The 25421-nt window shown below is 47.9% G+C and carries 24 protein-coding genes; 15 read left to right on the top strand and 9 right to left on the bottom strand.

Annotated features, from left to right (window positions below):
* Position 1 precedes the first annotated feature (1 nt).
* On the bottom strand, positions 2-1231 hold the full coding sequence (gene moeA, locus AFK63_RS12040; protein ID WP_038863935.1) for a molybdopterin molybdotransferase MoeA: 1230 nt from the start codon (positions 1229-1231) through the stop codon (positions 2-4).
* 237 nt (positions 1232-1468) lie between these two features.
* Between moeA and gsiA the strand changes: the two genes are divergently transcribed.
* The 4 genes from gsiA (at position 1469) to gsiD (ending at position 6923) form a co-directional block, all read left to right on the top strand.
* Entirely contained in the window at positions 1469-3343 is a 1875-nt protein-coding gene (gene gsiA / locus AFK63_RS12035; RefSeq protein WP_038863934.1) for a glutathione ABC transporter ATP-binding protein GsiA, read from the top strand.
* A gap of 30 nt (positions 3344-3373) precedes the next feature.
* Complete coding sequence (gsiB, locus tag AFK63_RS12030) at positions 3374-4912, top strand: glutathione ABC transporter substrate-binding protein GsiB (RefSeq protein ID WP_038863932.1); 1539 nt, start codon at positions 3374-3376, stop codon at positions 4910-4912.
* Positions 4913-5088: 176 nt separating this feature from the next.
* A complete protein-coding gene (gene gsiC / locus AFK63_RS12025) occupies positions 5089-6009 on the top strand; it encodes a glutathione ABC transporter permease GsiC (RefSeq protein WP_038863931.1) in 921 nt (306 codons plus the stop codon).
* Between the two features lie 2 nt (positions 6010-6011).
* Positions 6012-6923, top strand: a complete 912-nt coding sequence (gene gsiD, locus AFK63_RS12020; protein WP_038863930.1) for a glutathione ABC transporter permease GsiD — start codon at positions 6012-6014, stop codon at positions 6921-6923.
* Between the two features lie 212 nt (positions 6924-7135).
* Here gsiD and rimO read toward each other — a convergent pair whose 3' ends face one another.
* Positions 7136-8443, bottom strand: coding sequence for a 30S ribosomal protein S12 methylthiotransferase RimO (gene rimO, locus AFK63_RS12015; protein ID WP_038863981.1), 1308 nt, complete (start codon positions 8441-8443; stop codon positions 7136-7138).
* Between the two features lie 43 nt (positions 8444-8486).
* Between rimO and AFK63_RS12010 the strand changes: the two genes are divergently transcribed.
* From AFK63_RS12010 to AFK63_RS12000, 3 genes are all read left to right on the top strand, one after another.
* Complete coding sequence (locus AFK63_RS12010) at positions 8487-10379, top strand: recombinase family protein (RefSeq protein ID WP_071603713.1); 1893 nt, start codon at positions 8487-8489, stop codon at positions 10377-10379.
* A gap of 344 nt (positions 10380-10723) precedes the next feature.
* A complete protein-coding gene (locus AFK63_RS12005) occupies positions 10724-11098 on the top strand; it encodes a hypothetical protein (RefSeq protein ID WP_023339120.1) in 375 nt (124 codons plus the stop codon).
* 74 nt (positions 11099-11172) lie between these two features.
* Positions 11173-12687: a type III restriction endonuclease subunit R gene (locus AFK63_RS12000; RefSeq protein WP_071603712.1), complete on the top strand. Its 1515-nt coding sequence runs from the start codon at positions 11173-11175 to the stop codon at positions 12685-12687.
* Positions 12688-13231: 544 nt separating this feature from the next.
* Here AFK63_RS12000 and AFK63_RS11995 read toward each other — a convergent pair.
* Positions 13232-13846: an XRE family transcriptional regulator gene (locus AFK63_RS11995; protein WP_038863927.1), complete on the bottom strand. Its 615-nt coding sequence runs from the start codon at positions 13844-13846 to the stop codon at positions 13232-13234.
* Between the two features lie 101 nt (positions 13847-13947).
* On the opposite strand from AFK63_RS11995, the gene AFK63_RS20575 reads away from it, so the two are divergent.
* The 3 genes from AFK63_RS20575 to AFK63_RS11990 are packed head-to-tail and all read left to right on the top strand — an operon-like array spanning position 13948 to position 15167.
* On the top strand, positions 13948-14220 hold the full coding sequence (locus AFK63_RS20575; protein WP_071603711.1) for a helix-turn-helix domain-containing protein: 273 nt from the start codon (positions 13948-13950) through the stop codon (positions 14218-14220).
* Positions 14221-14229: 9 nt separating this feature from the next.
* A complete protein-coding gene (locus AFK63_RS21255; protein WP_144420902.1) occupies positions 14230-14790 on the top strand; it encodes a hypothetical protein in 561 nt (186 codons plus the stop codon).
* 26 nt (positions 14791-14816) lie between these two features.
* Entirely contained in the window at positions 14817-15167 is a 351-nt protein-coding gene (locus AFK63_RS11990) for a hypothetical protein (RefSeq protein WP_407638554.1), read from the top strand.
* A gap of 382 nt (positions 15168-15549) precedes the next feature.
* Here the strand turns inward: AFK63_RS11990 and AFK63_RS11985 are convergent, their stop codons facing one another.
* The 3 genes from AFK63_RS11985 to AFK63_RS11980 are packed head-to-tail and all read right to left on the bottom strand — an operon-like array spanning position 15550 to position 18958.
* Positions 15550-17301: an AAA family ATPase gene (locus AFK63_RS11985; RefSeq protein WP_038863924.1), complete on the bottom strand. Its 1752-nt coding sequence runs from the start codon at positions 17299-17301 to the stop codon at positions 15550-15552.
* The gene (locus AFK63_RS20570; RefSeq protein WP_071603710.1) at positions 17298-17777 is read right to left on the bottom strand and encodes a hypothetical protein; all 480 of its coding nucleotides are present in this window, start codon (positions 17775-17777) and stop codon (positions 17298-17300) included. The genes AFK63_RS11985 and AFK63_RS20570 overlap by 4 nt, the downstream gene beginning before the upstream one ends.
* Positions 17774-18958, bottom strand: a complete 1185-nt coding sequence (locus AFK63_RS11980; protein ID WP_038863922.1) for a dsDNA nuclease domain-containing protein — start codon at positions 18956-18958, stop codon at positions 17774-17776. Before AFK63_RS11980 ends, AFK63_RS20570 begins: the two co-directional genes overlap by 4 nt.
* A gap of 501 nt (positions 18959-19459) precedes the next feature.
* Here AFK63_RS11980 and AFK63_RS11975 point away from each other — a divergent pair.
* Both AFK63_RS11975 and AFK63_RS11970 read left to right on the top strand, forming a co-directional pair.
* On the top strand, positions 19460-20035 hold the full coding sequence (locus AFK63_RS11975) for a recombinase family protein (RefSeq protein ID WP_023339125.1): 576 nt from the start codon (positions 19460-19462) through the stop codon (positions 20033-20035).
* A gap of 130 nt (positions 20036-20165) precedes the next feature.
* Entirely contained in the window at positions 20166-20966 is an 801-nt protein-coding gene (locus tag AFK63_RS11970; RefSeq protein WP_050568171.1) for an abortive infection system antitoxin AbiGi family protein, read from the top strand.
* 47 nt (positions 20967-21013) lie between these two features.
* On the opposite strand, the gene AFK63_RS21730 is transcribed toward AFK63_RS11970, so the two are convergent.
* The gene (locus AFK63_RS21730) at positions 21014-21139 is read right to left on the bottom strand and encodes a hypothetical protein (protein ID WP_263441221.1); all 126 of its coding nucleotides are present in this window, start codon (positions 21137-21139) and stop codon (positions 21014-21016) included.
* Positions 21140-21158: 19 nt separating this feature from the next.
* On the bottom strand, positions 21159-21368 hold the full coding sequence (locus AFK63_RS21250; protein ID WP_144420901.1) for a hypothetical protein: 210 nt from the start codon (positions 21366-21368) through the stop codon (positions 21159-21161).
* A gap of 244 nt (positions 21369-21612) precedes the next feature.
* Between AFK63_RS21250 and AFK63_RS20565 the strand changes: the two genes are divergently transcribed.
* Positions 21613-21864: a DUF2188 domain-containing protein gene (locus AFK63_RS20565; protein ID WP_438802294.1), complete on the top strand. Its 252-nt coding sequence runs from the start codon at positions 21613-21615 to the stop codon at positions 21862-21864.
* Positions 21865-22193: 329 nt separating this feature from the next.
* The gene (locus AFK63_RS11965) at positions 22194-23306 is read left to right on the top strand and encodes a PQQ-dependent sugar dehydrogenase (RefSeq protein ID WP_038863921.1); all 1113 of its coding nucleotides are present in this window, start codon (positions 22194-22196) and stop codon (positions 23304-23306) included.
* On the opposite strand, the gene AFK63_RS11960 is transcribed toward AFK63_RS11965, so the two are convergent.
* Positions 23307-23933 carry a glutathione S-transferase family protein gene (locus AFK63_RS11960; RefSeq protein WP_038863920.1) on the bottom strand — a complete coding sequence of 209 codons (627 nt, stop codon included), beginning with the start codon at positions 23931-23933 and terminating at the stop codon, positions 23307-23309.
* 264 nt (positions 23934-24197) lie between these two features.
* Here AFK63_RS11960 and dacC point away from each other — a divergent pair, with 264 nt between their 5' ends.
* Positions 24198-25409 carry a serine-type D-Ala-D-Ala carboxypeptidase gene (gene dacC / locus AFK63_RS11955; protein ID WP_050568175.1) on the top strand — a complete coding sequence of 404 codons (1212 nt, stop codon included), beginning with the start codon at positions 24198-24200 and terminating at the stop codon, positions 25407-25409.
* The last annotated feature ends 12 nt before the right edge of the window (positions 25410-25421 follow it).

Here is a 25421-nt window from a genome sequence, read left to right as displayed (position 1 = left end):
CTCAGCCTCCAAACAGGTGATTAAACAGCTCGACCTCAACCCATTCGCCCGGCTCGACGTGGCCGCGCTCGCGCTCCAGCACGATAAAACAGTTGCCCTGGGTGAACGAGCTGAAAATATGCGAGCCCTGGTGGCCCGTGCTCACCACTTCCGGCTGGCCGTCGGCGCCGGTGCGCAGCACGCCGCGCTGGAAGTCGAGCCGTCCGGGGGATTTTTTCAGACGCTCCGCCGCGCGTACCCGCAGGCGCGGGGCGCGAACCACCTGCTGGCCGCTCAGCTTCGCCAGCAGCGGCTGCACCAGCTGGTAAAACGTGACGGCGGCAGAAACCGGGTTGCCCGGCAGGCCGCAGAACCAGCTGCTGGCGAGGCGGCCAAAGGCGAACGGTTTGCCAGGCTTAATGGCAAGCTTCCAGAAGCCGATTTCGCCGAGTTCTTCCAGCAGCGTTTTCGTGTAATCCGCTTCGCCCACCGACACGCCGCCAGAGCTTAACACCACATCGGCCTCGCGGTCGGCTTCCAGAAACGCGGCGCGCAGGGCGCCCGGATCGTCGCGAATGATGCCGAGGTTAATGACGTCGCAGCCGAGCGCCTCCAGCATCAGATGCACCGCGAGGCGATTAGTGTCGTAAATCTGGCCTTCCGCGAGCGGCTGGCCGGGGAGCTGGAGCTCATCGCCGGTGGAGAAAATCGCGACGCGCGGCTTGCGTACCACTTCCACTTCGGGAATGCCGAGCGAGGCGAGCAGCGGCAGTTCGGCGGCGCTCAGCTTCTGACCCGCCTCCATCACCACCGCGCCCTGACGAATATCTTCGCCGCGACGGCGGATGTGCTGGCCCGCGCGCGCCGGCGCGGTGAAGCGCACGCCCGCGTCGCTGGTTTGCGCCTCTTCCTGCATGATGACGGCCTCTGAGCCTGTCGGCACCGGCGCGCCGGTCATAATACGGATAACGCTGCCCGCCGGCCATTCGCCGCTAAACGGCTGCCCTGCGAACGCTTTGCCCGCCACCGGCAGCCACGCGCCAGACGCGAGATCCGCTAACCGAACGGCGTAGCCATCCATCGCCGCATTATCAAAGCCCGGCACATCCAGCGGCGAGGTGACTGCGCGCGCCGTCACCCGGCCCATGCTCTTTAGCAGCGGCAGCGTTTGCGTCTCACTCAGGGGAAGAATGCGGGAGAGCATCTCTTCAAGGGCGGTTTCCAGGGACATCAGTCCAGCGGTCGGTTCCATCTTTCACTCCAGCGCGACAGTCACAAAACGCCTATTATGACAGAAAGGGTCACGGGTATGCATGTTTCACCGCCCGCGCCGCCCGCCGGGCTTTACATCACTTTTACCTCTTTCTATATTCAAAATTCGTCTGAATCAGCGGCAACGATAATGATATTTATAGAAAAAACGCAGCCGCCCCAGCAAAATCGCTGCGTTGTATTCTGAACGCTGAACCATCACCTGTGAGGAACCGCAGTGCCCAACGATGAAGTGTTGCCTGAAGATGCCGTCCTGTCGGTCTCTGGCCTGAACGTCTGCTTTACGGAAGAAGGGGAGCGTACCGCCGCGGTGCGCGGGCTCTCATTCAGCCTGAAACGCGGCGAAACGCTGGCGATTGTCGGGGAATCGGGCTCCGGCAAATCGGTCACCGCGCTTTCGCTGATGCGCCTGATTGAACAGGCGGGCGGCGCGATGGAGAGCGGCCCGCTGCTGCTGCGCCGCCGCAACCAGCAGGTGATCGACCTGCGAACGTTTTCGCAAAAACAGATGCGCGACGTGCGCGGCGCCGACATGGCGATGATTTTTCAGGAGCCGATGACCTCTCTGAACCCGGTATTTCCGGTGGGCGAGCAGATAGCCGAGTCGATTCGTCTGCATCAGGGTTTCGGGCGCGAAAAGGCGATGCGCGAAGCCAAACGCATGCTTGATTTAGTGCGCATTCCTGAATCGGAGGCGATGCTGGCGCGCTTTCCACACCAGCTTTCCGGCGGAATGCGCCAGCGTGTGATGATTGCGATGGCCCTCTCGTGCCGCCCGGCGGTGCTGATCGCCGACGAGCCGACCACGGCGCTGGACGTGACTATTCAGGCGCAGATCCTGCATCTCATCCGCGTGCTCCAGCAGGAGATGTCGATGGGCGTGATTTTCATTACGCACGACATGGGCGTGGTGGCCAATATGGCTGACCGGGTGCTGGTGATGTACCAGGGCGAGGCCGTCGAAACCGGCCCCGTTGAGGAGATCTTCCGCCGTCCGGCGCATCCATATACCCGGACGTTGCTGGCGGCGGTGCCGCGCCTGGGGGCGATGAACGGCACCGATCTGCCGCGTAAATTCCCGTTGAACCATGCGCCGCGCCGCGAGATGGACCCGCCGGAAGCCGAACAGGATACCGTGGTGCCGGACAGCGAACCGATTTTGCAGGTGCGCGATCTGGTCACGCGTTTTCCGGTGCGCAGCGGTATTTTCAACCGCGTGAAGCGCGAAGTGCATGCGGTGGAGAAAGTGAGTTTTGACCTGTGGCCCGGCGAGACGCTGTCGCTGGTGGGCGAGTCAGGCTGCGGGAAATCGACCACCGGGCGCTCGCTGCTGCGCCTCGTGGAGACCCAGGGCGGCTCAATTACCTTTAGCGGCAAGCGCATCGACACGCTCTCCGACAGCGCCATGCAGGCGGTGCGCCGCGATATGCAGTTTATCTTTCAGGACCCCTACGCCTCGCTCGATCCGCGCCTGACGGTGGGGTATTCCATTATGGAGCCGCTGCTGGTGCATCGTTTGCTCGACGGCGACGCGGCGCGCAAACGGGTGGCGTGGCTGCTGGAGCGCGTGGGGCTGAAGCCTGAGCACGCCTGGCGTTATCCGCATGAGTTCTCCGGCGGCCAGCGCCAGCGAATTTGCATTGCACGCGCGCTGGCGCTCAACCCAAAAGTGGTGATCGCCGATGAATCGGTCTCCGCGCTTGATGTCTCGATCCGCGCGCAAATTATTAATCTGCTGCTCGACCTGCAGCGCGATTTCGGCATTTCGTTTCTGTTTATTTCGCATGATATGGCGGTGGTGGAGCGCATCAGTCATCGCGTGGCGGTGATGTATCTCGGACAGATTGTTGAGATAGGTCCACGGCGCGCGGTGTTTGAAAATCCACAACATCCGTACACCCGCAAGCTCATGGCGGCGGTGCCGGTGGCCGATCCTGGTCATCCGCGTCGCCAGCCGGTGCTCCTTTCCGATGAGATCCCGAGCGCCACGCGCCCGAAAGGCGACGAGCCGTTTGTCGCGCCGCTGGTGCAGGTAGGGCAGGGCCATTATGTGGCGCGTCATCCCGTTGGGGCGACGGACCATCATTTTTAATTTTTCAGGCAAGGCTTTCAGGAGAAGACTATGACACAACGAATCGCACGCCGCTGGCTCGCCGCGGCTGGGCTGGTTTCTGCGCTAGCCGCCGCGCCCGCCTGGGCTGAAAAAGAGATTGTCGTGGCGGTGGGCTCAAGCTTTACCACGCTCGATCCTTATGACGCTAACGACACGCTCTCCCAGCAGATCGCCAAATCGTTCTACCAGGGGCTGTTTGGCCTCGATAAAACGATGAAAGTGCAGAACGTGCTGGCGGAGAGCTACAGCGTGTCGGACGACGGGCGGGTCTACACCGTTAAGCTGCGCAGCGGCGTGAAGTTTCAGGATGGCACCGATTTCAACGCCGATGCGGTAAAAGTGAACCTCGATCGCGCGAGTAACCCGGATAACCATCTCAAGCGCTATAACCTTTATAAAAATATCGCCAGCACCGAGGCGGTCGACCCGACCACGGTGAAAATCACCCTGAAGCAGCCGTTCTCCGCGTTTATCAATATTCTGGCGCACCCGGCCACGGCGATGATTTCGCCCGCCGCGCTGAAGAAATATGGCAATGAGATAGGGTTTCACCCGGTCGGCACCGGGCCTTATGAACTGGTGACCTGGAACCCGACCGATTTTGTGAAGGTGAAGAAGTTTGCGGGCTACTGGCAGCCGGGGCTGCCGAAGCTGGACGCCATCACCTGGCGCCCGGTGGTGGATAACAATACCCGCGCCTCGATGCTGCAAACCGGCGAGGCGCAGTTCGCGTTCCCGATCCCTTACGAGCAGGCCGCGCTGCTGGCGAAAAACAGCAAGCTGGATCTCGTGGCGTCGCCGTCGATTATGCAGCGCTACATCAGTATGAACGTGACGCAAAAGCCGTTCGACAACCCGAAAGTGCGCGAGGCGATTAACTATGCGATTAATCGTCAGGCGCTGGTGAAAGTGGCGTTCGCCGGCTACGCGACGCCCGCGACCGGCGTCGTGCCGCCGACCATAGAATTTGCGCAGCAGTATCAGCCGTGGCCGTATAACCCGGCAAAAGCGCGCGAGTTGCTGAAAGAGGCGGGCTACCCGAACGGCTTTAGCACCACGCTCTGGTCATCCCATAATCACAGCACCGCCCAGAAGGTGTTGCAGTTTACCCAACAGCAGCTGGCCCAGGTGGGAATTAAAGCCAAAGTAACGGCGATGGACGCCGGACAGCGCGCCTCGGAAGTGGAGGGCAAAGGGCAGAAAGAGAGCGGCGTGCGGATGTTCTACACCGGCTGGTCAGCTTCGACCGGCGAGGCCGACTGGGCGCTGTCGCCGCTGTTCGCCTCACAAAACTGGCCGCCGACGCTCTTCAACACGGCGTTCTACAGCAATCCGAAGGTGGATGCCGATCTCGCCGACGCGCTGAAAACGACCGATAAAGCCCGTAAAGCCGCGCTGTATAAAGACGCGCAGGATACGTTATGGAAAGAGTCGCCCTGGGTGCCGCTGGTGGTGGAAAAATTAGTGTCGGCGCACAGCAAATCGTTGACCGGATTTTACATGATGCCGGATACGGGCTTTAGTTTTGAGGATGCGGATCTGAAATAAGCGCCACCTGCCAGAGTACGGTTGAGTTGGCGGAAGGTGGGGCGCTTACGCTAACCCACCCTGCAAAGGTTAAAGCGGCAGGCCGTAAAACTCAGGGCGGGTAAGCGTCAGCGCACCCGCCGGGAGAGATGGCTTCAACCGATATCCCATTCTCATGAAGGAAGACAAGGTTTCGCATGTTTAGCTACATCGTAAAACGCCTGCTGGGCCTCATCCCGACGCTGCTTATCGTGGCGGTGCTGGTGTTTTTATTCGTTCACCTGCTGCCGGGCGATCCGGCGCGCCTGGTGGCCGGGCCTGAGGCCGACGCGGAGGTGATAAATCTCGTGCGCCATCAGCTTGGGCTCGATCAGCCGCTCTGGCAGCAGTTCTGGCACTACATCAGCAACGTGGTGCGGGGCGATTTCGGCACCTCGCTGGTGTCGCGCCGCCCGGTCTCTGAAGAGATTGCCAGCCGCTTTATGCCGACCTTCTGGCTGACGCTCGCCAGCATGAGCTGGGCGATGCTGTTCGGGCTCGCCACCGGGATCGTCGCAGCCGTGTGGCGCAACCGTTGGCCGGATCGCCTGAGCATGACGCTCGCGGTGTCGGGCATTTCGTTTCCCGCCTTCGCGCTCGGCATGCTCCTGATGCATATCTTCTCGGTGCAGCTCGGCTGGCTGCCGACCGTGGGCGCCGACAGCTGGCGGCACTATATTCTGCCGTCGCTGACGCTCGGCGCCGCCGTGGCCGCTGTGATGGCGCGCTTCACCCGCGCCTCTTTTGTTGACGTGCTCGGCGAAGACTATATGCGCACCGCCCGCGCCAAAGGCGTGAGCGAAAAATGGGTTATCCTGAAACATGGTCTGCGCAACGCCATGATCCCGGTCGTCACCATGATGGGCTTACAGTTTGGCTTTCTGCTGGGCGGCTCTATCGTGGTGGAAAAGGTGTTTAACTGGCCGGGGCTTGGGCGTCTGCTGGTGGATTCGGTGGAGATGCGCGACTACCCGGTCATCCAGGCAGAAGTGCTGCTGTTCTCGCTGGAATTTATTCTTATCAACTTAGTGGTGGATGTGCTCTACGCCGCCATTAACCCGGCTATCAGGTATAAGTAAGGATGCGACTTTTCAACTGGCGTCGACAGGCGCTTTTAAACGGCATGCCTGCCGTCCGGCCCCAACAGACGCGCACGCCGTGGCATGAATTCTGGCATCGCCTCAAGCGCCAGCCGGTGGCGCTGGTCGCGGGCGGCTTCGTGCTGCTGTTGATAGCCCTGGCGCTGTGCGCGCCGTGGATAGCGCCGTTCGATGCGGAAAACTATTTTGACTACGACCGCCTGAACGAAGGGCCGTCGATGGTGCACTGGTTCGGCGTCGATTCGCTGGGGCGCGATATTTTCAGCCGCGTGATTGTCGGCGCGCGGATTTCGCTCGCCGCCGGGGTGTTTGCGGTACTGACGGGGGCGCTTATTGGCACTGTGCTGGGGCTGCTGGCCGGATTTTATGAAGGCTGGTGGGACCGGGTGATTATGCGTATCTGCGACGTGCTGTTCGCCTTTCCGGGCATTTTGCTCGCCATTGCGGTCGTGGCGGTGATGGGCAGCGGTATGGCGAATGTGATTATCGCGGTGGCGATTTTCAGCATCCCGGCCTTTGCCCGACTGGTGCGCGGCAATACGCTGGTGCTGAAACATCAGACCTTTATCGAATCGGCGCGCAGCATCGGCGCGTCGGATCTCACCATTCTGTTTCGCCATATTTTGCCGGGCACGGTGTCGTCGATTGTCGTCTATTTCACCATGCGTATCGGCACGTCGATTATCTCCGCCGCCAGCCTGTCATTTCTCGGCCTCGGCGCGCAGCCGCCGACGCCGGAGTGGGGCGCGATGTTAAACGAGGCGCGCGCGGATATGGTGATGGCGCCGCACGTGGCGATTTTCCCAAGCCTCGCCATTTTTCTGACGGTGCTGGCGTTTAACCTGTTAGGCGACGGATTGCGCGACGCGCTCGATCCGAAGATTAAAGGGTAGGGGAACCGCTGTAACGGCCCACGAAATGGCGAGCGCCCGGGATGGGGGGTGCGCTGCGCTGGCGCACCCTGCACGGGGCAATACCGGCAGCTTTTGTTAGGTGTACGTTTGCGCCCCCGCGCGCTCAACCTCTCGCTATTTCTGAACACCGGCCGTCCCCCCTCCGCCAATAAAAAAGGCTGCCCCCGGCAGCCTTTTTTGACGCGGGAGCCTTATACCAGACTGCCCCACAGGTCGTACTCGTCGGCGTTTTCCACCTTCACGCGTACCACATCGCCCGGCTTCAGCGTCGTTTCACCGTTGAGGTAAACCGCGCCGTCGATTTCCGGTGCGTCAGCCATGCTGCGGCCAATGGCACCTTCGTCATCCACTTCATCGACGATAACCAGGATCTCGCGGCCCACTTTTTCCTGCAGGCGCTCGGCGGAGATCTGCTGTTGCAGCGCCATAAAGCGGTTCCAGCGCTCCTCTTTCACCTCTTCCGGCACCTGATCCGCCAGCTCGTTAGCGGTCGCGCCTTCGACCGGGCTGTATTTAAAGCAGCCGACGCGATCCAGACGCGCTTCTTTGAGGAAATCCAGCAGCATCTGGAAATCTTCTTCGGTTTCGCCAGGGAAGCCGACGATAAAGGTTGAGCGCAGGGTCAGCTCCGGGCAAATCTCGCGCCACTGCTTAATGCGCGCCAGCTGACGGTCGACCGAGCCAGGACGCTTCATCAGCTTCAGGATACGCGGACTCGCGTGCTGCAGCGGAATATCGAGATACGGCAGGATTTTGCCTTCCGCCATCAGCGGGATCACATCGTCCACGTGCGGGTACGGGTAGACGTAATGCAGACGCACCCAGACGCCGAGCTTCGCGAGCTGTTCGCACAGGCTCACCATGCTGGTTTTCACCGGCGAACCGTTCCAGAAGCCGGTGCGATGTTTCACGTCCACGCCATACGCGGAAGTGTCCTGGGAGATAACCAGCAGCTCTTTGACGCCGGCTTCGACCAGGCGCTTCGCCTCGGCCAGCACGTCGCCAATCGGACGGCTGTCGAGATCGCCGCGCATCGACGGGATAATGCAGAAGGTGCAGCGATGGTTGCAGCCTTCAGAGATTTTCAGGTAGGCGTAGTGACGCGGCGTCAGCTTCACGCCCTGCTCCGGCACCAGGCTCAGGAACGGGTTGTGCTTCGGCTTCGGCACATAGTGATGAACATGTTGCAGCACCTGCTCGTAGCTGTGCGGCCCGGTTATCTCCAGCACTTTCGGGTGCACTTCGCGGATCTGATCTTCTTTCGCGCCGAGACAGCCGGTGACAATCACCTTGCCGTTTTCATTGAGCGCCTCGCCGATCGCCTCCAGCGACTCCTGCACCGCGCTGTCGATAAAGCCGCAGGTGTTGACGATAACCATATCGGCGTCGTCATAGCGCGGCACCACGTCATAGCCCTCGGTGCGAAGCTCGGTCAGGATGCGCTCAGAGTCCACCAGGTTTTTCGGGCACCCTAATGATATAAATCCAATCTTAGACATTTTTTTGTACAATCAGTTGCTCACATTGCCGGGGATTATATAGATGCCGCAACTTTATAGCTACATCAGGTGGTCAACAGATCGCCAGGACAAAGGGACAACCAGAAACAGGCAGCTTGCAGCCGCGAAAGTATATGCGGCTGAAGCTGGGCTGGAAATGGTTGAGATCGAAGATCCTGGCGTCAGTGCTTTTCGTGGCAAGAATACCAATACAGGAAAATTAGGGGATTTTATAGATGCAGTTAAACAAGGAGCTATTGCCTCTGATTCCTGGCTATACGTGGAAAATCTGGACCGCATTACAAGACAGAATGTAACTACTGCACAGAAACTGTTTATTGAATTGTTAGAGTTAGGTTTGACACTCGTCACAGGCATGGATAAGCGGGTATATACACTTGATTCTGTAAACAAAAATCCAACAGAATTAATGATTTCACTACTGCTGTTCAGCCGTGCCAATGAAGAATCAGAAACGAAATCAAACAGGACTATAGGCAATGTTGTTGCTTTGGTCGAACGTCATCAAGCAGGATTGCCAGTAAACATTAAGTCAGTTGGTCGCCATCCGTTTTGGATAGATGATTCAGGTTCGCAATATGAAGCGGTTAAAGAACATCCGGTTTACTGGAGTATTGCCCGCGAAGCTATAGACATGTTTTTAGATGGGAATGGCATCTATACAGTAAAGCGTTATCTCGATGAAAAATATCCTAACGGTTTAAAGGGTAAGGAGTGGGATTATCAAGTTTTAAAGAAAATGCGTGATAATCGTGCGTTGATTGGGGAAAGGACTATCAATGTCGGTGGTGCTACTTACAAACTTGATAACTACTATCCGTGGTTGTGTAAAGATGAAGCAGAGTTTTTAACGCTGGCTGAACGTAAGCAACAAAACAACTACAAAGCTAAGAAAGACAAAACAGAAGAAATCAAATTGTTGTCAGGGCTACAGGTGTTGCGGTGTAGTAAATGTGGAGGAACGATGCATTCCTTCATGAATCATGGTAGTGCTCGCTACATCTGTACGAATGGGGTTCACCTACAGAAAAACTGTTCTGGCTGGTCCATATCAGCTCAATTAGTTGAACACTGTACAATGATTTCACTCCTGATCGGTTACATGGACAAGAGTCGTAAGGATGGTATTAACACTACTGCTATAGAAGAAGAAATTAGTAGAAAAGAAATATTGATAACTGATCTGGAATTTCGCATAGCAAACATGGCTCAGGCAATAGCTATTGCTCCTGATGTTAGTGCACTAGCAGTTCAATTAAATACTTTTGATTTAGAACGTAAAAAGACTGTTCTGGAAGTTGATAAGTTGAAAGAACGCTTACATTCATTGAAAGGTAAAGGATCTTTAGAAGTAGATATTACTGATTTCCTGATGCTTATTCAGTGGTCGGTGTTTACAAATATGGAGGATGCTGACAGAAACAAAATAAGGAAAATTATTAGCTCTATAATCGAAAGTATTATTGTTGAAAAAGCAGATGGATGTATAACTATAAAGATAAAGTGTCATCATAAAGATGAATGGCTAGTGTTTGGTGGAGTCAACAGAAAACCTTTTTGGGCTTTTACTATCGAGTATTCCACTAATGATACAAAAGAAATTGAAGGTGGAGACTCTTCAAATTTTGTTAGTAATCCGCTATTTCAGAAGGCAGTAGAGCAACTGGATAGTATCAAACAGAATTATCTAAAGCTTTTCGAGACTGCCAACACTATGTTAGGAGTCGTTGGTTATAGTGATATTCGAGGGGCATCATTCTGGCCTAATACTGGACAGTATGAACGTGCGAATGTTGAGTATGAGGGGATAACTTATAACATTGCGATGAATGGCCGGGTTTCGAAGGCAATAACCGCAGCATTGGAAGCGACTGGATTGTCGCGTAAAGACTTCATAGAGCGTTATAAGGTATGAAGCCAAAGAACTTGTAGTGTTGCAGGTTCATCATAGGATGCTTTTTTAAGTCGGCAATGACCGCATCAAAACCGAGAACTCTCGAAATTTTTAATAAATGTACTACTAAGAAAGTACAACGATACTCGTGAAACCATCGAAGAATGTATCAGTTAGAAAGTACAAAGATAGTGCCTAAATGATATATGATTTTTTGACTTGAATAGTAATGAGATTGTCAAGAAGAAGTTGCAACTTTTTCTTGATTGGGGCAATTTTGCCCGTTAACATATAGCCAATCAAACATTAACAGCACCCCTAGGAGGTTAACCATGAGATGACTTTTAATTTAGAGGAGTAACGATATGTCAAAGAAAAATAGTAAGATACCTTCCGCAATTGTTAATGAAATAAAGCATCTATTCAATGAGTTAGCTGCTTTTAGCGTTACGGTTCAACGTAAGCAAAGTAGTACAAAAGCCTACATACAGGTTCTGGATGAATATCAGGGAAATGAGAGGATTCACACCATTTACCTAAAGGACGATAAAATACGTTATCGCGGCCTAAATGTAGAAAGCAGCAATATAACAGAAGTCGATATAGAAAATAACGAAGTAAAATTTGCTATGTATTCGACATTAATTATGAAACTTCCTGTAGCTTTTGAGGCGGTGAACCAACTTCTTTCACTTGTTGATAAGCATGGTCTTGTAGTTGTCGCAACTCCTAAATACTAATAACTAAAACGACGAAAGGCCGACTCACTGGAACGAATCGGCCTTTCTAAATAATCAATATGGAGCGTGTAGAAATGATTAATCCTACACCTATTTATAATAAGTTTAAGTACGTTTCTGCTGAATGTGGTTCAGGTAAAACATATCAATTATGTGAGAATATCAATAAAGTACTCAACACAAAAGGCAGTGCCGAAAAGTTTATTATCGTACAAAATACACAGAAACTCGCTACAGATACAGCTAAAAATTTTAACAACTGCAAATTACTGATTAGCGATTTAATGCCCAGGAGTAAAAATGTCATTAATGCAGTACTGGATTTCCTCAAAGCACCAGTTGAGCGGGTTCTTATCATTAGTGATAAAACATTTTTTAGAATACCAGTTGAAATATTAGAAGGTTGGCAGATTTGGCTTGATGATGTGACTAATTTCCATTCATTCAAAAATGTTAATGACGATAATCAGCGAATCAAAGACATTATCTATCATGATCTTATGCAAGAACATGAGGTTGTCGATGAAGAAAAAAGACAGTACTTAACAGCGAAAAAGAAAGCAGTAAAAGGGGATTTAATGAACAAAATCGCCCAAGAGCTTTCTGTTATAGCTGAGAATGATATTTTCATCATGAACAACGATTACTTTGTCGATCCAGAGAAAGTGCAATTGAGCATTCTTGGATGGAAAGATCTCAGTAAGTATCTCGGATTACCTGTTACTTTCATGGGGGCAAACTTCGAAAATTCATTGACTTATAAGGCAAATCAAGGGATGTTTGAAGAAATCAGTCTGGATGATCTGCAACAACGAAAAGTTCCTTTAACTGAACGCCTCAAAGTATACTATTTCTCAGAAAATATAAAATTATCAAAGACATGGAAGGAAAGGAACCCTGGTCAACTCCAGCGTGTTTATGCTTACCTCTCTGAAGTACTCGAAGGTCAGGAATACTACTGGACGAACAACAATACCGACAAGCAGAAGCTGCACAAGGCTTACAGAATAAGCCCTGATGCGAGGGGGCATAACGACTACAAAGATCGACATACATGCGTCTGGTTAGCCTGTATGCGTCCAGACGATACAGAAGCGAAGCTGTGTGAGTTGCTATTAAAGATTACAGGTGAAGACATCCATCAGGCAAGAGAGTACGAAAACCTTCACCAGTTCGCTTTAAGGGGGATATCACGTCAGTTCAACAATGATGCAACTCAGATTGTCTATGTGTTCGATAAATGGCAGGCTGAATCATTGAGTACAAATATTGAACATATTCCCGGAGTGCTGGAAAACGTAGCACCGGGGGCATCAGGAAGGCCAAAAGGAGCCACAAACGTTAAGAGACTGCCTGCATTGAGTGATACAAAATCGAAGCGTTTCAGTCGCTGGAAAAAGGATAATCCGGGGCTTGAGTTAGTGGCATTCAAAGCATTTCTTGCAAGTACTGTCAACGCGGATCTCAGTACTGACGATACTACGGCTATGTGGGACAGATACCAGAAAGCAGTACAAAAAAGAGATGCAAATACAATCCGAAACACCGACATGAAAAGCAGCAGCATGTCCAAAAATAACCCCTTATAATATATACTTAGAGAAAAAACGGACATCAACCAAAGAGCGAAAGCGAATTAACTGCCTGAAAGCAGGAGCGGCGAAGCAAGCGAACTGTTTCGGGTAGTTAGTGAGAGTGCTCACGCAGTGAGTACTTGATAGCTATCTCATTGTTATAATTATATAAATGATTAAACAGTACCCGCAAGCGAGTACTGTTCGCTGGATTAGGTTCTACTGCTCGTTCCCTTCGGTCACTTGCAGAGCGAACCAAATCGCGTTTTTTTGCTCTTTTCGGAAGTACATAACTGACTGTTATTTAATTACTTATTTTACAGATAAACCCTTAGTGTACTTAGTGCGTATCTGCTATTTCAGTTACTTGAAAAGCCCTGTCAGTACTGACCAGAGCGAACCCCGATCCAGTCATTTCCTTGCTATGATGGTGTTTCGGACAAAACGCACAGGAAGCCCTTGAGGGGGAGGTAGTTCAAAATAGGGCCTAAGCATCGGAACAGTAAAAAAACACCTCAGAAATGCACTGAGAACGTTTAAAGGGCTTCATAAACACAGACTACAGATGATTCAGTACTATCAGTACTTCCCCCAGCACATCAAAGGAGGATAGTGAATCCTGATTGACGATCATCGCACTGTATTTGGGGTTATCACTGCTCAAATTGTATCCATCTGGCACTACCTGAACTCGCTTGTACAAGTAGTTTCCTTCCTTGTGGAGTACTACCACTTTACCGTCTTTTAATTGCTTATGTTGCTGATCAACAAGTAAAATACTGCCAACTAAGAATGTTGGTTCCATTACATCTGTACTGACCCGTAATGCAGCAAGAGACCCTGCCTTTTCCTGTAAATCGGGGAAAACACCTGAATCCAGTAAAAGGAAATCATTAGAATCAATAAAAGGAATTTTCAACAGTTCTTCGGCTTGGTTTGTGTTTGCCGATTTTGAAAACTCTTTTCCAGTAGCCAGCCATTCAACCGACACGCCACCAGCTTTAGCCAGAAGCACAAGATTCTCAAGCGTAGGGCTTGATACAGCTTGTAGATAGTTGTGGACAGTACTGTAGCCAATGCCTGCTTTTTTGGCGAAATCTCGCCCTGAACCAGAAGGTACTATTGATTTAAGTCTTTCGCTGAACTGCTCAACGCTCTCTTTTTTGCCTGCCATTCACAGTCACCACATTAAAAGGAACATTGTTCCTTATTTTTATTTGACGAATTCCTTTTAATGATCAATCATGTTCTTAATCTTAGTAATGAGTGGTCATTATGAGTATTCACAATCAATCAGGATCGCAGATAAAGGATCAGAATTCCAGTACTGAGAACTGGCATAGGGCCGATATCTTGGCAGCTATCAAGAAGCGAGGAGGAACGTTGGCACAGCTATCCAGAGATAGCGGTTTACATGAAAGAACACTTTATAACGTACTTGAGCGACATTGGCCGAAAGGTGAGCGAATTATCGCCGATTTTATCGGTGTACCCGTTAGTACGATCTGGCCTGAACGCTATGAGAAACTTAACGTAAATGAAATCTGAGGAAAATGTATGTCTGGATTGATCGTTTTCATTATCTGCATAGCAATTTCGGTACTTTGTTATAAGAAAGTTTCAAACCGTTTCAGAAATAAAGGTCAGGGAAAATTCCGTACTTTAACACTTTCCTTGGTGATAAGTTTTGTTGTTTTCATGGTGTCTATTGGAATTGGTGCAGGGATTGTTTCACAAGATAAGAGTACTGATGCAAAGGCTTCAACGGCTGACAGTACGGAAAAGACAAAGTCCAATGTTTATAAATGTGATAAGTTTGATGCGATAACACAAACTCGACAGGGAACAAAATACGATTCAGGTTATTATTCCGATAAAGGGATTTCAATTTACTATACTATTTCAGACAATGAATTAATCAGCAGAATGCCAATTCCTGGCGAAGAAGATAGTATATATACAGCTGAATTTAACAAGATTGCAGTAGATGGGTCAAAGAAGTACGGGAACTCATCAAGTAACTACTTTGTATCAGTACTGAATGATAATACTATAAAGGTAATTGATGTTGAATTTAATCATAATTCAACAATTACACAAATTTGTTCGAAACAGTAACGTTCACTCAAGGAATCGAATAAATGATGAAAACAATATCAGTACTATTAATGTTACTCCCATTAACCACAATTGCGGCTACTTCGCCAGAAGGGAAAGCTGAAAATCCCTTTATTGTTGGCAATGAAGTTATTTGTCTGAAAGAAATCCAGAAGCAGATTACCCCTTATCTCAAATCTTTTGAAGAAGAAAGAGATGTAAAGTATAAGTACAATGTTAAATCTGGTTTATCGTACAAAGATACTGTAGGGCTACGGTTACAGATCAACCGTGTGGATTCGGGGCTCAATGTACGTGTGGCAGATCTGGACTACTACTGGCTACAGGAACGCGGCAGCATGTGCCAGCCAGCGTACATGGTTCTTAATCGATTATAGTAAAACAAGATTGTATAGGGTCGCGAAAGCGGCCTTATTTAAGTATATAGTCGAATGCGTCTAAGTTACTTGTCTTTAAAAGACGAAATAATACTATGTCAGGGAGGCAGTTTTCAAAAAAAATAAACTAAGGGATTCTTTACTCGAATAAAATGTCAGCCTCTTTTTTTTTGTGCTAATTTAAATTTCCTAGAACTCCCAGATAACAATACCCTTCGACGTATCTGAATATTTTGCTCATGATTTTCATAAAGCATATATTACTTAATTATACAATATGATTTTTAGAAGATGCTATTTTCGTGATTAGCTATCTCTATATCGTTTAGAACTTGTGGGAAAACACTCCATGCTTGTTTTTACAAGCATGGAGTGTCATTAACTAATATCTTCTTAAGAACATGTCATGCTGCTCCCCTGGATATTCAGGAGTTAAAATGATATCATCATCATCACCATTATATTTGTATTCTGTTGACGAGAAGATAAACTGAAAGTTATGTTTTTTAGATAATTTCTTTAAAGCCATAATAAAATTATCTATGTCTTCGTGATGTATTTCATGTTGCTTCGGAGTATCAAATATAGCAAACATAAAAGACTTGCAATTTAATTCTATCATGCTTTCTATCAATGCACTTCTATAAGCTAGTATAGCTCGTGATTTAGTGCTGCCTTTTAATTGTTCTAAGGTTTCATAGCCCATTGTTGGACTGAAATCATTTTCAAATGTAATATTGAAATCAATGTTAGGGGTTTTCAATACTTTTAACCAGAATATGAATTTATCTCGTAAGGTTGTCTTAACCTTTGCCAATCTAGGGATTGTCTGTCTATTTTTATCGAGACCATCTAATTCGTCTAAAGCGTGTTCACGTTTATTAAGCATTTCAACATACTTTGCCTCTAATAACGCTATTTTATTTAATTCATTTTTCTCAAGTTGTAGCTTAAATAACATTGATGTTATTTCAGAAATAGCGTCAATTACTGAAGATATATCTTCCTCTTCAATAATATTGGTTCTCATAGTGTTCAGGTCTTCGATGGTCTTACTCGTGTGTTTTATTTCCTGTTCTATCGCGTCATGCCGATCACTATCTAAATTTAAACTTCTTTCAATATCTTTAATTTGATCTTTAAGATATAAAAGATGTTTTGCATAGCTTTCAGAACTTCTTGTAAACATTTTACAATCTAGGGATGGGCAAATTTCCTCAAAAGAGCGAAATATTCTTTTAGCTTCCTCATTTAGGTTGAGGGTATTTATTTCAGTGTTAATTTCTTTCATTATTTGTAATAATGATGACTCTCTTCTTTCCATGAATTTTAATTCTGACTTGAGAGCGTTTAGGTTTTCTTTTTGATTTCTTATGACTGCATCTATGCTCACAAGAGAATCATTTTTTAATGATTTGCTATTTTTCAGTTCAGTAAGTTCGTCTTTCAGACCATTAATCGAACTATCGATTGATTCGATGTTTTTATCTTTATGGGCATCTTTAGCTATTTCAATATTTCTTCTTTGTACTGCTAATGAATTATCTAAATATTTAATTTCTTCTGTAAGATTAATATTTTTCTTTTTAGCATCAAAAGAATGTTTTTCTGGCAAAGAGAATACTATTCTGAGCATTTCAGAAAACTGATCTTTAATAAAGTTTCTTGGCGAGTAATAAAATTTTGAGTAACCTAAGTCTTGATCAAGATAAAATATAGGAAGAATAGTTGATAAGTAAGGATAAGACTGTTTGTTCTGAGTTGTAAGAAGTGATGGGTAATTTAAAGATAGTTTTTCGAAAATGTACTTAGAATAATCAGCTTCATTGTAAAACTTCAATATCTCTTTATTGCTTTCTAAGGACAAAATGAAGTCAGTATGTTCAAAGTCTCTAGTGGCTTTAAAAATATTATTAGCTATCGTAAAAGTAAGGGTGGCAGATTTGCATAATTTATAAATATCATCTCTAAATTTGCATGGGTATCCAAGGCAATAAGAGATTGATTGCAGTAGTGGCGTTTTACCACACCCATTAGGTCCGTAAAATTCAGTAATATTTTTACCAAAAACAAGTTCGTCGGATTCAAGCCCAACAATTCCCCTACCTTTAATTTTTATACTTACAAGTTTCATAATAACTCACCGTCTAATTTTGAATCAACACAGTAATTTCTATATGATCTTTCTATTAATGCCAGATTATAAGACAAATCACTTTCATATAAAAATGCTTTGTCGATAACTTTTTTTCCTAATTTGGTAATGCTTAATTTCTTATTACTTTCATCAATTATAACGAGTTGTACTGACTCAAGAAATTGTAAAGCGGTGACTGTACGTATTCTAAGATTGGCAGACCAGCCTAATAATTGTGATGATCCCTTGAATCCCAGCATTACGTCTTCTAAAAGTCTACCTACTAAGCTTCCTATTTCACTAGCACGCGGTTTTACACGATTTTTAGATAAAAGAAGTATAATAAGAGCTATTAAAGGTAATTGGAACAGAGCTTCATTGTTTAGGCCTAAACTCTCTTGCTTATCTATATGTTTTATGTCAATTTTAATATCTTTTTTAGATATAATGTCGAAAAATTCATCGTAGTTCATTTTGAACGCTCTACTAATCTGGAAAAAAGACTTCCGGTTAAAGCCTCTTTATCTAAGGAATGAAGTAAATTATTTTGATTTAATGAATCATATAATTCATTAATGAATGCTCTTAAGTTTGATAAAAATAAATTTCCATGCATAAACGTTAGTTTATCTAAGGTTGCATTAATTTCTCTGTCGATTGTGATATAATCAAACTCAGATATAATATGTCTATTATTCCTTAACCACTGATCCCATTTTATTTTACATCTTGTGAAAAAATCTACTTCCATGTCGTTGGCTCCTGCTTTTCTCAGCAATCTTTCAATTACTGACGCTGATTTTAGGGCGTGTTCATCGCCATTATCTAAAAAGTCATAATAAGCACGTTTTGAGATGCTGAGAACATCTAGGAGATCATCGATATCTATACCAGCCAGCTTTTTTATATTTTCTCTTGAACAATCATTAATTTTTACACTTGATTTTGAGTTTACTAGTGCCAAAAGAGAAAATAATATTTCTTTTGCTTCTGTGTGTGATAGTTCAATTTCGCTAAATTTAAATATCTTCTGTTTAGCAAGTATTTCAAACGTTTCATGTTTGCTTTTAATATATTCAACATCAGTTTCAAATTTTAGTTTCTTAAGATTTTGTTTTATCGCATCAATATCTAGCTTTTCGTGATCTTCCTGGATTGAGATGAAGCAATTATTAAACGAGTCAATTATAAGTTTGCAGTGTGTATTAGAAAAGGTTTCAGAAACGATATCATCGATAATGTTCTCTATATCTTCATCAACATGCGTATTTGTAAGGAAAACAATTTCATTACAAGACTCTCCGAAATTAATCGTATGTTGCAATAGTTTCCCAACGAAACTATCTCTGATCATTTCATCTGTCTGAGGATTTTTTGCACTTTTCCTTTTTAAAATCCCAAACACGTCTCGTAGTTTCCAAATTTCTCGCAGTTTCTCCTTAGTTTTGACTTGTACAAATGTGTAACGAATATCACTAGCAATGACTTTTTCAATGACAAAATCATCGTGAAATTCGCAAAAAACGCGTTTGACATCTTTACCCTCTAGGATAGACAAACATGCAATACTTGCTGCTCTGATCTGAGCATTATAGCGTTCTAAAGTGTCTCTTCCCGCTTGCTCTCTTGGTTTAACTTCATGTAACTCAGCCATAACACTTCACATTGTCCTAAAGAAACATAGGGATAATGTAAATGCAGTAGTCTTTTTTGAAAACAAGAAAGGCTGCAAAAGTGAACATTGATACAATAATCAAATACTGTTTTTTTATCCAGTATTTTATTGCTTTTTTACTTAAAAGATAAGAGTGACGCTAAGTTCAAACCCACGCCTCCTTTGTTGTATAGCCTACTAATTTAAATCGGTAGAAAATCAAGTGAGTCCAAGGAAAACATCTCCAGAGACGAGAGACGAGAGACGAGAGACGAGAGACGAGAGAACAGAGGCGAGAGACCGGAGACGAGAGAACAGAGACCAGAGAGAAGGAAGTAAACAGAGGTATAATCACTGTAATTACTAGTCTCAGTAGAGTAGTCCCTTCTGATACTCCGCTTTAGCGTCTCGTTTAGTATCATTTAGATGTTGAATGAATTTAAATGAGACTGTATCATTCTGTTATTTCAAATGATACTAATCGGCAGTGAGGGCAGGAAAATGATTTTTGGTTATGCGAGAGTCTCAACGAAGGATCAGAATCTTGAGCGTCAGTTGGCAGTACTAGAACCTGTTTGTGACAAAATCGTTACAGAGAAAGAATCAGGTAAGTCCACCAGCGAAAGACCTGAATTGTTGAACCTGCTTTCACACCTCCGTGAAGGTGATACCCTCATTACGCATTCCATTGATCGCCTCGCACGTAATACCCGCGATTTGTTGGAGATGATTGATAATCTCGTTGAGCGTGGGATCACTGTTCAGTTTCTTGCAAACTCAATGAGCTTCGACAACTCCCCACAATCCCGCCTAATCCTAACCATGATGGGAGCCGTTGCAGAATTTGAGCGAGGCATGATCGCATCACGCCGCAACGAGGGGATTGCTCTTGCCAAAGAAGCCCGGAAGTACAAGGGCAAGCAGAAGAACAAGGAACTTCATAGCAAAATTATCGATATGTTACAGGCTGGGAAGAACACTCCCGACGAGATCGCGAAGTTGTGTGATTGCGGTCGGGCTACAGTGTTTCGCGTGAAGAAAGAAATGCTTACCAATATGGTTGACGTTAAGAACTGATATAGTGGTAGGGGGGTTAGAACGCATACTTCCCTACTGTAACTAGTTGAATCCTTTCGATATCAATATACTGTTTCTTATCTTTTTTTGAGATAAAAGGCATTATAATTATGGCAATATTAGGAAATCAATGAAAATGACAAAAAAAATCACTATTCCATCTGAAAGAAGTTTATATCCTAACACCGTTTTTCATTTCACCGATGATAATGATATCCTATTAAATATTCTCAAGGATAAATTTTTCAAGGCTTCTTATGCGAAAGAAATTATAGTGGGGCCTAATGGTTCTAAACGTAGGTTTGGGATACCAATGGTATCTTTTTGCGATATTCGATTGTCTAATCTGCACGAACATATGAAAAAATATGGCTATTATGGTATTGGATTAAAGAAAAGTTGGGCTATTAATAAAGGACTTAACCCAGTAAGTTATCTTAACCATAATTGTTCTATGTTTGAGTATTTTGATGAACAGCTAAGAGACATGAGTAACGAATTATTAAATATTAATTCAGTTGAAGAGCGTAAAATAGCTAGGCAGAAGTATCGTAACCTTCAAAATGTAATGCGATATATGAAAAATTACGAAGGTGAGCTCACTAGAGGCGATGAATATCATAAGAATTACCGGTTCGCTAATGAAAGTGAGTGGCGTTATGTCCCTGATATCACTACTAATGATGTTATACCTGTTAAGATAATTAGAGCCAGAGAGAAGGATTGGAAGAAAAAAGCAAACGATGCGTTGTGGAAATCTGAGGCTTCACGTCTTAGATTTGATTATAATGATATAAAATATATACTTGTACCAACAAACTTTATGGCCTTCGATCTTATTGAGGGGTTCAAAGAGTTTGTTTCTGAAGACCAATATGTCTATTTGATATCCAAAATTTTCGATTCGAGGCAAATCTATAAAGATTTATAGAAACTGAGAATCTATAATAGCTCGCAAAAAAAAGCGGGCTTTAATTATTATTCATCCATAAAATTAATATCATAACGCCCATAGCCACCATCATGCCCTGAAGAACAGTAAGCCAAAAGAAGGACTATCAGCAAAATCACAATTGTATTACCGATGTTTCGTTTATCTTTCATTTTGGCTTACCCTGCGTACTTACCAATCCCAAGAAATGGTTGTCTTAAGGGGCCTATGTCTAGTGTGCTCTGTACGTGTCGCCGTAATAACTACTTTCCCTGTTTCCTTTGAAACAATGTCATAAACATCAATTTCAGTTTCACCCATTGATCCTTTAGTTCTACTGCTTTTATGAACGTAGTTGTACTGATCTTTCGGGTAGTCTCGCTCGAATTGTTCTTCAGTCATAGCTATTCACCTAATCCCGGTACACAAACTGTACAAAGGTATTTTATGACAAGATTTACAAAAAAGTAACATGGAATGGACGTAAAGGTGATGACACAAGTCTTTTCAGATAAACAATTAACTCAAGATGGTGAATAGCTTGATACGCAGAAGATTTGTGAAGTAGTTACGGTTTAAGATTAAAAATGTGACAGTGTACAAGTGAGGTACAATATATTGTGTGTATAATTATAAATTGCACCATATGGTGTATTTTACACAGCAGGTAACTTGTATGGGTAAGAACCAGCATGTTGTACCCCACAATGGGGCTTGGGCTGTAAGAGGGGCAGGAAATGGGAAGGTTACTTCGACCCATAGCACGCAGCAGCAGGCAATAGATGCTGGTCGTGCAATTGCCCGAAATCAAGGCAGTGAACTTGTAATTCATCGTCCCAATGGACAAATTCGTGATAGCGATTCACACGGTAAAGATCCATTCCCTCCAAAGGGATGATGCTTGTTAACGGAAAAAAGAGGCTAATGGCCTCTTTTTTTATAAAAATCAGTGAGTAAAGCAATGGTGGGGGTTTATAGGGCGTAATTTATTTTTTGATTATTAGGGCAGCCCAACGAAACAAAGCCAATCTTAGGCTGCTGCATTACATTGCTCATAGATTAAAAATTCATCATTTATGGAGTTATCAGGGCGGGGATTTTACAGAGGTTGGCGGGAAATTTGTACTGGTATCTTATGCCTGCCGCTTTGTTAAAGTTTTTGTAAAAGTCAGGCTGCCGCCGTGACCGCTGGCTACCCTTAATCGGGACTGCCATAAGGAGAACGCCATGCCATTACGCTCGCCTCGTTTACTTGCGCTGCTGCTCTTTGTCAGCGCCTCCGCCGCCGCGCTGCCCGCGAAAGTCGACGTGTTGCAGGAGAATCTCGACCATCCCTGGTCGCTGGCGTTTCTGCCAGATAATCAGGGCATGTTGATTACGCTTCGTGAAGGCGAGCTGAAACGCTGGCAGCCGGGCAAAGGGCTCTCTGGCCCGATTACCGGCGTGCCTGAGGTCTGGCATCAGGGGCAGGGCGGGCTGCTGGATGTCGTGCTGGCGCCGGATTTTAACGAAAGCCGCCGGGTCTGGCTGAGCTACGCCGAAGCCGGCAGCGACGGTAAAGCGGGCACCGCGGTGGGCTACGGGCGTCTTAGCGACGATATGCAACGGCTGGAGAATTTTAAAGTGGTGTTCCGCCAGCAGCCGAAGCTCTCCACCGGCAATCACTTTGGCGGACGTATGGCGTTTGACGGCAAAGGCTATCTCTTTATCGCGCTGGGCGAGAACAACCAGCGCCCGACCGCGCAGGATCTCGATAAGCTCCAGGGCAAAGTGGTGCGTCTGACGGAAAACGGCGACGTGCCGAAAGACAATCCGTTCGTCGGTAAGCCGGGCGCGCGCCCGGAGATCTGGTCATACGGCATACGTAACCCGCAGGGGCTGGCGCTCAACCCCTGGAGCCAGGCGATGTGGCTTAATGAGCACGGCCCGAAAGGTGGTGATGAAATTAACCTTCCCGAAGCGGGCAAAAACTACGGCTGGCCGCTCGCGACCTGGGGCATAAACTACAGCGGTGAGCCGATTCCGGAAGCCAAAGGCGGCGAGGCGCCGGGGACGGAACAGCCGCTCTTTTACTGGAAGGTGTCGCCAGCGGTGAGCGGCATGGCGTTCTATAACGCCGATAAATTTCCGCAGTGGAAAAACAAGCTGTTTATCGGCGCGCTTAAAGATCAAAACCTGATACAGCTGTCGGTAAACGGCAATAAGGTCACGGAAGACGGACGGCTGCTGGAGGGGGAAAACAAGCGGATTCGCGACGTGCGGGTCGGGCCGGACGGCTTCTTATATGTGCTGACCGACGAAACCGACGGTCAGCTGCTGAAAGTCAGTCCGGCGTCGTGATTAGCTGACCGGGATCATGACGATATTGCGAAACGCCGGGCGCTCGGTGAGCTGCTGATACCAGCGCGCCAGATGCGGGCGCGGCGTCCATTCGATGCCGACGTTAAAGAGATTATAGATGTGCGGCGCAGGGGCCATATCGGCGATGCCGAACGCGTCGCCGGAAAGCCACGGGGTTTTCGCAAGCTCAGCGTCAAGCATGGCGAACAGCGCGTCGCACTGCTTTTTGCTCTCTTCAATCAGCGCCGGGTCGCGCTGCTCGGGCGGCGTGCGCACCAGGCTGAACACGACGCCGCGGTGCGGCGCGGGCAGCGTGCTGATGGCCCAGTCCATCCACTTCTCGCCGCGGGCGCGCGCAACCGGGCACTCCTGCCACAGGCGGCCCTGGCCATATTGCGCCGCGAGATAGCGCACAATGGTGTTGGATTCCCACAGCACCAGGTCGGTTTCATCGTCACGCAGGCATGGCACCAGCCCGTTCGGGTTCATCTCCAGGTAGTCCGCGTCGCGGTTAATGCCATACTGGCCGCCCGCCGGAATGCGGTTATACGGCAGCTCCAGCTCTTCCAGACACCACAGCACCTTCTTCACGTTGGTGGAATTCTCTCGACCCCAGACGGTTATCATGACTTGCTCCTTTTGCAGATGAACGATGCCGCGGCGGCGAACGCCTGCGCGCCACGTGTGAACGCTCATGGTGGAATAAACCCCGCGCTTTAGCAACCGCCTGAAAATGTTCTCCCGCCGCGCCGGTTTGTGACGGTAAAAGTGAAACTTTAAAAACTTTACCCGCGCGCTGTTTCATTGAAGCCGTTTGTGCGTTATTACTCACCTTTTTACCGATACGGTTGATTTGTAGTAGTTTCTGGAATGGATATTCAGGTGGCTTTTATGACCTCACTCTCACGCTCCGGCGCTTCCTGCGCGCGTGCTCTCTCAGGCGCGTTTCTTCTGATTTCGCTTACCGCCGCCCATGCGGCCGACCCCATCGCGCCCGCCGCGCCTGCGGTCGAGGCCCGCGCCTGGATCCTTATGGACTATCACAGCGGCAAAGTACTGGCCGAAGGCAACGCCGATGAAAAACTCGATCCGGCGAGCCTGACCAAGCTGATGACCAGCTATGTGGTCGGCCAGGCGCTCAAGGCGGGAAAAATTCACCTCGATGATAAAGTCACCGTCGGCAAAGACGCCTGGGCGACCGGCAACCCGGCGCTGCGCGGTTCATCGCTGATGTTCTTAAAGCCCGGCGATCAGGTCTCGGTCGCGGATCTTAATAAAGGCGTGATTATTCAGTCCGGCAACGACGCCAGCATCGCCATCGCCGATTATGTGGCGGGCAGCCAGGACGCGTTCGTCAGCCTGATGAACGGCTACGCGAAGCGCCTCGGGTTGACCAACACCACGTTTAAAACGGTGCACGGCCTTGATGCGCCGGGGCAGTTCAGCACCGCGCGCGATATGGCGTTGCTCGGCAAAGCGCTGATCCACGACGTGCCGGATGAGTACGCCGTCCACAAAGAGAAAGAGTTTACGTTTAACAATATCCGCCAGCCGAACCGCAACCGCCTGCTGTGGAGCACCAGCATGAACGTGGACGGTATGAAAACCGGCACCACGGCGGGCGCGGGCTATAACCTCGTGGCTTCGGCGACGCAGGGCGATATGCGTCTTATCTCGGTGGTGCTCGGCGCGAAAACCGACGGCGTGCGCTTTCGCGAGTCAGAAAAGCTGCTGACGTGGGGGTTCCGCTTCTTTGAAACCGTCACGCCCATCAAGCCGGACGCCGCGTTTGTCAGCCAGCGCGTCTGGTTTGGCGACACCAGCGAGGTCAGGCTCGGCGCAGGCGAGGCAGGCTCGGTGACTATCCCGAAAGGCCAACTGAAAAATCTCAAGGCGACCTATACCCTCAATTCGCCACAACTGACCGCGCCGCTGAAGGCGGGGCAGGTGGTCGGCACGATTGATTTTCAGCTCAACGGCAAAAGCATCGAGCAGCGTCCGCTGGTGGTGATGGAGGCGGTTAATGAAGGCGGTTTCTTCAGCCGGATGTGGGATTTTGTCCTGATGAAATTCCATCAGTGGTTTGGCGGCTGGTTCTCGTAACAGCACGCTCCC

Source organism: Cronobacter muytjensii ATCC 51329, from assembly GCF_001277195.1.
Lineage (GTDB): Bacteria > Pseudomonadota > Gammaproteobacteria > Enterobacterales > Enterobacteriaceae > Cronobacter > Cronobacter muytjensii.
Note: the sequence above shows the minus strand (reverse complement) of the source record. Positions and strands in the feature narration are given on the sequence as shown.

Coding starts and splice junctions, on each gene's coding strand:
- moeA (WP_038863935.1), bottom strand. CDS start 1,231: ATGGAACCGACCGCTGGACTGATGTCCCTGGAAACCGCCCTTGAAGAG.
- gsiB (WP_038863932.1), top strand. CDS start 3,374: ATGACACAACGAATCGCACGCCGCTGGCTCGCCGCGGCTGGGCTGGTT.
- gsiC (WP_038863931.1), top strand. CDS start 5,089: ATGTTTAGCTACATCGTAAAACGCCTGCTGGGCCTCATCCCGACGCTG.
- gsiD (WP_038863930.1), top strand. CDS start 6,012: ATGCGACTTTTCAACTGGCGTCGACAGGCGCTTTTAAACGGCATGCCT.
- rimO (WP_038863981.1), bottom strand. CDS start 8,443: ATGTCTAAGATTGGATTTATATCATTAGGGTGCCCGAAAAACCTGGTG.
- AFK63_RS12010 (WP_071603713.1), top strand. CDS start 8,487: ATGCCGCAACTTTATAGCTACATCAGGTGGTCAACAGATCGCCAGGAC.
- AFK63_RS12005 (WP_023339120.1), top strand. CDS start 10,724: ATGTCAAAGAAAAATAGTAAGATACCTTCCGCAATTGTTAATGAAATA.
- AFK63_RS12000 (WP_071603712.1), top strand. CDS start 11,173: ATGATTAATCCTACACCTATTTATAATAAGTTTAAGTACGTTTCTGCT.
- AFK63_RS11995 (WP_038863927.1), bottom strand. CDS start 13,846: ATGGCAGGCAAAAAAGAGAGCGTTGAGCAGTTCAGCGAAAGACTTAAA.
- AFK63_RS20575 (WP_071603711.1), top strand. CDS start 13,948: ATGAGTATTCACAATCAATCAGGATCGCAGATAAAGGATCAGAATTCC.
- AFK63_RS21255 (WP_144420902.1), top strand. CDS start 14,230: ATGTCTGGATTGATCGTTTTCATTATCTGCATAGCAATTTCGGTACTT.
- AFK63_RS11990 (WP_407638554.1), top strand. CDS start 14,817: ATGAAAACAATATCAGTACTATTAATGTTACTCCCATTAACCACAATT.
- AFK63_RS11985 (WP_038863924.1), bottom strand. CDS start 17,301: ATGAAACTTGTAAGTATAAAAATTAAAGGTAGGGGAATTGTTGGGCTT.
- AFK63_RS20570 (WP_071603710.1), bottom strand. CDS start 17,777: ATGAACTACGATGAATTTTTCGACATTATATCTAAAAAAGATATTAAA.
- AFK63_RS11980 (WP_038863922.1), bottom strand. CDS start 18,958: ATGGCTGAGTTACATGAAGTTAAACCAAGAGAGCAAGCGGGAAGAGAC.
- AFK63_RS11975 (WP_023339125.1), top strand. CDS start 19,460: ATGATTTTTGGTTATGCGAGAGTCTCAACGAAGGATCAGAATCTTGAG.
- AFK63_RS11970 (WP_050568171.1), top strand. CDS start 20,166: ATGAAAATGACAAAAAAAATCACTATTCCATCTGAAAGAAGTTTATAT.
- AFK63_RS21730 (WP_263441221.1), bottom strand. CDS start 21,139: ATGAAAGATAAACGAAACATCGGTAATACAATTGTGATTTTGCTGATA.
- AFK63_RS21250 (WP_144420901.1), bottom strand. CDS start 21,368: ATGACTGAAGAACAATTCGAGCGAGACTACCCGAAAGATCAGTACAAC.
- AFK63_RS20565 (WP_438802294.1), top strand. CDS start 21,613: ATGGTGTATTTTACACAGCAGGTAACTTGTATGGGTAAGAACCAGCAT.
- AFK63_RS11965 (WP_038863921.1), top strand. CDS start 22,194: ATGCCATTACGCTCGCCTCGTTTACTTGCGCTGCTGCTCTTTGTCAGC.
- AFK63_RS11960 (WP_038863920.1), bottom strand. CDS start 23,933: ATGATAACCGTCTGGGGTCGAGAGAATTCCACCAACGTGAAGAAGGTG.
- dacC (WP_050568175.1), top strand. CDS start 24,198: ATGACCTCACTCTCACGCTCCGGCGCTTCCTGCGCGCGTGCTCTCTCA.